The sequence below is a fragment of the Actinomadura sp. genome (assembly GCF_044508335.1).
Lineage (GTDB): Bacteria > Actinomycetota > Actinomycetes > Streptosporangiales > Streptosporangiaceae > Spirillospora.
The window spans coordinates 52,581-59,675 of sequence record NZ_JBIQHY010000034.1; the positions used below are offsets into that span (position 1 = coordinate 52,581).

Here is a 7,095-nt window from a genome sequence, read left to right on the forward strand (position 1 = left end):
CCCCCAGAAGGCAACAGGGGGTGTTCGCGCCTTTGCTTGAGAGAATCACGGTTTGTCGCTGCCGACGATCCACATCGCGAAGAACTGGGCGCCGCCGCCGTAGGCGTGGCCGAGCGCGCGGCGCGCGCCGTCCACCTGGTGCTCGCCGGCCATCCCGCGCACCTGCAGCGCGGCCTCCGCGAACCGGATCATCCCGGACGCGCCGATCGGGTTGGACGACAGGACTCCGCCGGACGGGTTCCACGGGATGTCGCCGTCGAACGCCGTCGCGCCCGCCTCGGTGAGCTTCCAGCCCTCGCCGTCGCCGCAGAACCCGAGGTTCTCCAGCCACATCGGCTCGTACCAGGAGAACGGGACGTACACCTCGGCGCAGTCGAGCTCGCCGCGCGGGTCGCTGATGCCCGCCTGCCGGTACACGTCGGCCGCCGCGTCCTTGCCGCCCTGCGGGCTGACGCTGTCGCGGCCGGCGAACTGCATCGGCTCCGAGCGCATCGCCGTGCCGTGCACCCAGGCGGGCGGGTTCGGAGCCTGCTTCGCCGCGTCCTCCGACGCCAGCACCATCGCGCACGCGCCGTCCGATGACGGGCACGTCTCCAGGTAGCGGATCGGCTCCCACAGCATCGGCGTCGACTCGACCATCTCGCGGGAGATGCCGGGGATCTTCAGGTGCGCGTACGGGTTCCGCAGCGCGTTCTGCCGGTCCTTGACCGCGACCAGCGTCCCGATGTGGCCGGGCGCGCCGGCCCGCGCCATGTAGGCGCGGATGTGCGGCGCGAAGTAGCCGCCGGCCCCGACGACCAGCGACGTCGTGAACGGCCCGTTCACCGTCAGCGCCCACGTCGCGTTCGACTCCGACTGCTTCTCCCACGCGATCGTGAGGACCCGCTCGTGCACGCCCGACTGGATCAGGTTCGCCGCCACGATCGCCGTGGACCCGCCGACCGAGCCGGCCGTGTGCACCCGCAGCAGCGGCTTGCCGGTCGCGCCGAGCGCGTCGGCGAGGAACAGCTCCGGCATCACGACGCCCTCGAACAGGTCGGGCGCCTTGCCGACCACGACGGCGTCGATGTCCTTCCAGGTCAGCCCGGCGTCCTCCAGGGCGCGCCGGGCCGCCTGGCGGAGCAGGCCCGCCATCGACACGTCCAGCCGCCTGGTCCGGTACTCGGTCTGCCCGACGCCGATGATCGCGCAGCGGTTAGCCATCGTTCTCTCCCGACATGACGCAGACGAGGTTCTGCTGGAGGCAGGGGCCGGACGCGGCGTGCCCGAGCGCCCGGGACGCCGTCCCGTCGTGGATGCGGGACGCGGCCTCGCCGATCCGGATGAGGCCCGCCGCCATCACCGGGTTCGCCGACAGCGCCCCGCCCGACGGGTTGACGGCCACGCCCTCGTCCAGGCCGAGCGCCTCGCGCAGGATCAGCTCCTCGTGGCTGAACTGCGCGTGCAGCTCGGCGACCTCGACCCCCGCCGCGCCGGCCTTCTCCCCCGCGATGCGGGCGGCCTCGGAGCGGGTCAGGTCGCGGACGCCGAGCGCGTGCGGCTCGGTGCGGTGGTCGATGCCGGTGATCCACGCGGGCCGCTCGCACAGCTCCCGCGCCCGGTCGCCGGCGGCGAGGACGATCGCCGCCGCGCCGTCGGTGACGGGCGCGACGTCGTAGCGGTGCAGCGGCGCCGCGTCGTAGTCCTGCTCATCGGCGGAGCCCTCCGGGTCGGGCAGGTGCAGCGCGAACGGGTTCTCCCGGCCGGCCGCCCGGGACCGCGCGGCGACGGCCCGCAGGTCGTCCTCCTTCACGCCCGACTTCTCCATGTAGGCGCGGGCCTGCATGGCGGCCATCGACACCTGGTCGACGCCGAGCGGCGCCAGGTGGTACGGGTCGAGCTGCTGAGTCATGATCGCGCGGAGGTCGCCCTGGGACGACTTGCCGAACCCGTACACCAGCGCGGTGTCGATCTGGCCGAGCTGCAGCTTCACCCACGCCTCGTACAGCGCCCACGCGCCGTCCATCTCGACGTGGCTCTCGGAGATCGGCGGCCACGCGCCCAGCGTGTCGAGCGCGGACACGAACGCGAACGGCGCGCCCTGCAGGTAGTCGCAGGAGCCCGAGCAGGTGAAGCCGAAGCGGGACAGCCCGGTCCGCTCCTTGATCTCGTTGATCACCGGCAGGACCAGCTCGGTCTCCGCGATCCCCTGGTCCTCCGCGCTGTGCCGGGTCTGTGCGAACGCGACGACTGCGACATCACGCATCACATGAAGTCCTTGATCTCTTCGAAGGGGACGTCGGGCTCGTCGATCGGCTCGAACCACTTGATGTTGGCCATCGACCGGTCCCACTCCTCGCGGGGCCGCCACGCCGCCTTCACCCGCATGCCCATCCGCACCTGGTCGGCCGGGACGCCCGCGATCAGCGTCAGCATCGTCAGCCCGGCGCCGTCCAGCAGGACGTAGCCGGACACAAACGGCACCTCGGGCGCGCGCGGGTCGGGGATGTTGTTGACCGCGAAGGTGGTGAGGGTGCCGGTGTCGGGCAGCTCCACCTCCTCCGACGTGGGCACGCCGTCGCGCGGGCAGAACCCCTTCATCGGCACGATGACCTTCTCGCACACCGGGCAGCGGTGCCCGATGATCCGGCCCTCGGAGATCCCCTCCAGGAACCGGCCGAGCGCCCGGCCGCCCTTGAGCCGGTACTCCAGCGCCGCCGGCGAGTTGATCATCGTGACCTCGGGCAGGAAGCACTCGATGTCGGTGATCGTCCCGGTGCGCTCCGCGCGGTACTTCGGCCGCACCCGCATCCCGGTCTTCAGGAACCTCGGCGGCGCGGCGCCGGCGTCGAAGACGCCGAGGTCGAGGGCGTGCAGCAGCGCGGTGTCGGCGCCGTCCGGGCGGACCAGCGCCCACGCGAACGGCCGGTCGAACGGGTGCCCCTTCGCAGGGCGCGGCACCCACGACCAGGTCGTGACGGTGCCGGCGGGCCCGACCTCGACGAACTCGTCCGTGACGTCCTCGCCGGTCTCCGGGTCGCACTCCTGCGGCGGGACGAGCACCCTGCCGGCCGCCGTCCGGACGCCGACCATCCGGCCGTCGCGCAGCTCGCTGAGGAACCGGCCGATGACCGGGCCGACCGAGCGGGTGTAGCCGCCGGGGAACGCGACGACGTGGTTCGGGGCGTCAGATGGCACTGTCGCGGTCCTTCCAGTACGGGTCCCGCAGCTTGCGCTTGAGGAGCTTGCCGTTGGGCTCGCGCGGCATCGTCTCGATGAAGTCGATGGACTTCGGCCACTTCATCTTCGCGAGCCGCCCCTCCAGGGAGGCGAGGATCTCGGCGGCGAGCCCGTCGCCGGGCTCGACGCCCTCGGCCGGCTCGACCACGGCCTTGATCTGCTCGCCCCACTCCTCGTCCGGGATGCCGAACACCGCGACGTCGGCGACCTTCGGATGCAGGATGATCTCGTTCTCGATCTCGGCCGGGTAGATGTTCGCGCCGCCCGAGATGATCATGTCGGCCTTGCGGTCGGACAGGAACAGGAAGCCGTCCTCGGTGAGGTAGCCGATGTCGCCGACGGTGAAGTAGTCCCCGCCTATCGAGGGGGGCCGGCCCCCCGCATCCCCCGGGTCTTTGCGGAGGCGGTTCTTCTCCGTCTTCTCCCGGTCGCCCTTGTACTCGAACTCGACGCCGGCCATCTTCATGTAGATCGTGCCGTGCGTCCCGGCCGGGACCGGGTTGCCGTCGTCGTCCACGATGAGCAGCTCGCTGATCGGCCACGCCTTGCCGACCGTGCCGGGGTGGGCGCGCCAGTCCTCCGGGCTCGCGATCGTCCCGCCGCCCTCGGTCGCCGCGTAGTACTCCCAGATGCAGTCGCCCCACCAGTCGAGCATCTGCTGCTTGATCGGCACCGGGCACGGCGCCGCCGCGTGGATCGCCCACTTCATGCTCGACACGTCGTACCGGGACCGGACGTCCTCGGGCAGCGCCAGCAGCCGCTTGAAGTGCGTCGGGACCATGTGGGTGTTGCTCACGCGGTGCTCTTGGATCACTCTGAGGGTGTCCTCGGCGTCCCACTTGTCCATGTAGACGAGCGTGTGGCCCATCTGCAGGGCGGTGCCGCCGAACTGGGTGACGGCCGTGTGGTAGTTCGGCGAGGTGATCAGATGGGCCTGGTGCTCGCCTCCGGCGGGGAGGCCCGGCGGGATGCCGAACAGGGCGAGCAGGAACGTCATCAGCTCGGCGCTGTCGTCGGGGTCGATGCCGAGCAGCGCCCGCTTGACGCCCTTCGGCCGCCCCGTCGTCCCGGACGTGTAGTGCATCGTGGCGCCGTTGGTGCGGCCGTCCGGCAGCGTGTCGGGCTGCCCGTCGACGAGTTCGGCGTACGGGCGGAAGCCCTCGACGTCGCCGAACGCGAACCGCCGGCGGGCCTCGATCTCCTCACCCGCGCGCACGCCCTCCCGGGCGTACCGCTCGTGGACGAAGAACGCCTTGGCCTCGCTGTCGGAGACGATGTAGCCGATCTCCGGCCCGGTCAGGTGCCAGTTGATCGGCGTGTAGTACCAGCCGGCCTGGAGCGCCGCCAGGTACAGGACGAGGCCGTCCACGCCGTTCGGGACGAGCCCGCAGATGCCGTCGCCCTTCTCCAGCCCCAGCGCGCGCAGCCCGTGCACGAGCCGGTTCGAGCGGGCCAGCAGATCGCCCGCGGAGTACTCCGTCCCGTCCGGATCGACGGCGGCGACCCACCCGGGATCCGCCTGCGCCAGCCGCCAGAAGCCCAATGACCCCATCGGATCTCCCTACGTGACCACATGTGAGCGCCGACACACCACGGTGCCCGGCAGCCAAAGTAGATCACGTTCTCGTTTTGCAGTTCAACCCCTACCGGTCGGGCAGCTGCTTAACTAGAATCTGTTCTCGTTTGACATCTGAGCTGGAGGAACCATGGCGGAACGGCTGCCGATCAGCACCGAGCACTGCATCGTCGAGCGGGACGGCCACGTCGTCATCGTCACGATGAACCGGCCCGAGGCGCGCAACGCGCTCAGCTCGTCGATGCTGGTCGGCCTCGCCGACGCCTGGGCCTACATGTCGGACACGCCGGAGGTCCGGGTCGGCATCCTCACCGGGGCCGAGGGGACGTTCTGCGCCGGCGCCGACCTGAAGGCCATGGGGCAGCAGCCGTCGGACCCCCGCGTGCGGGAGCGCATGGCGCAGATTCCGAACTTCCACTGGAAGGGCCTGCTGCGCGAGGGCCAGCCGACCAAGCCGCTCATCTGCGCCATCGAGGGCTACGCGGTCGCCGGCGGCACCGAACTCCTCGTCGGCACCGACCTGCGCGTCGTCGCCGAGGACGCGACGCTCGGCCTGTACGAGGCGAAGCGCGGCCTGTTCCCGATGGGCGGCTCCGCGATCCGCCTCCCCCGCCAGATCGGCTACGCCAACGCGATGGACATCCTGCTCACCGCCCGCTCGGTGACCCCGCAGGAGGCCCTCGCCATGGGCCTGATCAACAAGATCGTCCCGTCCGGGCAGGCCCTCGCCGCGGCCCGCGAGCTCGCCGCCCAGATCGCCGAGTGCGGCCCCCTCGCCGTCCAGGGCATCCTGCGCACCTACCGCGAGACCGCCCACCTCCCGGAGGAGGAGGCCCTCAAGATCTCCGACGAGATCGGCTGGCCGGTCATCGGCTCCGAGGACGCCAAGGAGGGCTCCCGCGCCTTCCGGGAGAAGCGCCCCGCCGTCTACCACGGCAAGTAGGGCCTTCGTGTCCGGCCGGGGCGGCATGCGCCGGCCGGTCGCCGGCATCGCGCGCGGTACCTGGTGAGGCCCCGGCCGCGCCTGAGGGGAGGGCGCGGCCGGGGCCTCTCATCGAGGGGGCTCAGGCGTCGGTGATCGTGTTGAGGCGCTCGACGGCCTCGACGTACTCGTCGATGAGGTCGTAGACGACCTGGGCGGCCGGCTTGATCTGGTTCATCGAGCCGACGATCTGGCCGACCGGGAAGGTGACCAGCTCGCCGTCGCCGGACCGCTGGATGCGCGGCAGGGCGTCCGCGATCAGCATGAACTGCATGGGCATCGGCAGGTAGCCGGGCGACTTCTCGCTCTCCCACGCCTCCGTCCACGCCGTCTTCAGGAAGCGGGCGGGCTTGCCCGTCCACGCGCGGGACCGGACGGTGTCCCGGGACGTGGCGTTGAGCAGCTTCGGCAGGGCGCGCTCGGGGGTGTCGGCCTCGTCGACGGTCAGCCAGATCGAGCCCGTCCACACGCCGTCGGCGCCGAGGGCCATGCCCGCGGCCATCTGGCGGCCCCGGCCGATGCCGCCCGCGGCCAGCACGATGGTGTCCTCGCCGACCGCGTCGACCACCTCGGGGATCAGCACCATCGTCGCCACGTCGCCGGTGTGGCCGCCGGCCTCGGTGCCCTGCGCGACGATGATGTCGACGCCCACCTCGACCTGCTTGCGGGCGTGCCGGGCGTTGGAGGCCAGACCCGCGACCTTCACGCCGTGCCGGTGCGCCTGCTCGACGACGTCCGCCGGGGGCGGGCCGAGCGCGTTCGCGAGCAGCGCGATCGGGTGCTTGAGCGCCACCTCGACCTGCGGCCGCGCGGTCACGTCCGTCCAGCCGAGCAGCGCCTTGCCGGCCTTCTCGGACGGCGGGTCGACGCCGTGCTCGGCGAGCAGGTCCTCCAGGAACTTCTTGTGCTCGGCCGGGATCATGCCCTGCAGCTTGCCGAGCAGCTCCTCGGCGTCGCCCACGTCGGCGCCCTCGTACTTGGCGGGCATGACGACGTCCACGCCGTAGGGCTTGCCGCCGACGTTCTCGTCGAGCCACTTGAGCTCGAGTTCGAGCTCCTCGGGGGTGAAGTGCAGGGCGCCGAGGACGCCCATGCCGCCGGCGCGGCTCACCGCCGCGACGACGTCGCGGCAGTGACTGAACGCAAAGATCGGGTACTCGATGCCGAATAGTTCGGTGACTCGTGTCCGCACAGCTTCGACCCTAAGCGCGCATCCACAAAACTGCAACAGGTTCTACTTACCAAACTCGGCACAGCCCGATACAAGGGATCACCATCGCGCCGGACTAGAACGCGTATCAGCGATACGCCGTGCGGG

Annotated in this window: 6 protein-coding genes; 1 reads left to right on the forward strand and 5 read right to left on the reverse strand. The window is 71.2% G+C overall.

Annotated features, from left to right (window positions below; translation table 11 throughout):
- Positions 1-45 precede the first annotated feature (45 nt).
- Genes ACIWVC_RS14845 through ACIWVC_RS14860 form a run of 4 tightly spaced genes read right to left on the reverse strand, consistent with a single transcriptional unit; the run spans position 46 to position 4,771 of the window.
- Positions 46-1,203, reverse strand: a complete 1,158-nt coding sequence (locus tag ACIWVC_RS14845; protein WP_396447757.1) for a thiolase domain-containing protein — start codon at positions 1,201-1,203, stop codon at positions 46-48.
- Positions 1,196-2,245, reverse strand: a complete 1,050-nt coding sequence (locus tag ACIWVC_RS14850) for a thiolase domain-containing protein (RefSeq protein WP_396447756.1) — start codon at positions 2,243-2,245, stop codon at positions 1,196-1,198. The genes ACIWVC_RS14845 and ACIWVC_RS14850 overlap by 8 nt, the downstream gene beginning before the upstream one ends.
- Complete coding sequence (locus ACIWVC_RS14855; RefSeq protein WP_396454237.1) at positions 2,245-3,177, reverse strand: Zn-ribbon domain-containing OB-fold protein; 933 nt, start codon at positions 3,175-3,177, stop codon at positions 2,245-2,247. Before ACIWVC_RS14855 ends, ACIWVC_RS14850 begins: the two co-directional genes overlap by 1 nt.
- Positions 3,167-4,771, reverse strand: a complete 1,605-nt coding sequence (locus tag ACIWVC_RS14860) for an acyl-CoA synthetase (RefSeq protein ID WP_396447753.1) — start codon at positions 4,769-4,771, stop codon at positions 3,167-3,169. Before ACIWVC_RS14860 ends, ACIWVC_RS14855 begins: the two co-directional genes overlap by 11 nt.
- 154 nt (positions 4,772-4,925) lie before the next feature.
- Between ACIWVC_RS14860 and ACIWVC_RS14865 the strand changes: the two genes are divergently transcribed.
- Entirely contained in the window at positions 4,926-5,738 is an 813-nt protein-coding gene (locus ACIWVC_RS14865) for a crotonase/enoyl-CoA hydratase family protein (protein WP_396447752.1), read from the forward strand.
- A gap of 121 nt (positions 5,739-5,859) precedes the next feature.
- Here ACIWVC_RS14865 and ACIWVC_RS14870 read toward each other — a convergent pair whose 3' ends face one another.
- Positions 5,860-6,969, reverse strand: coding sequence for an NAD(P)H-dependent flavin oxidoreductase (locus ACIWVC_RS14870; RefSeq protein ID WP_396447751.1), 1,110 nt, complete (start codon positions 6,967-6,969; stop codon positions 5,860-5,862).
- Between the last annotated feature and the right edge of the window lie 126 nt (positions 6,970-7,095).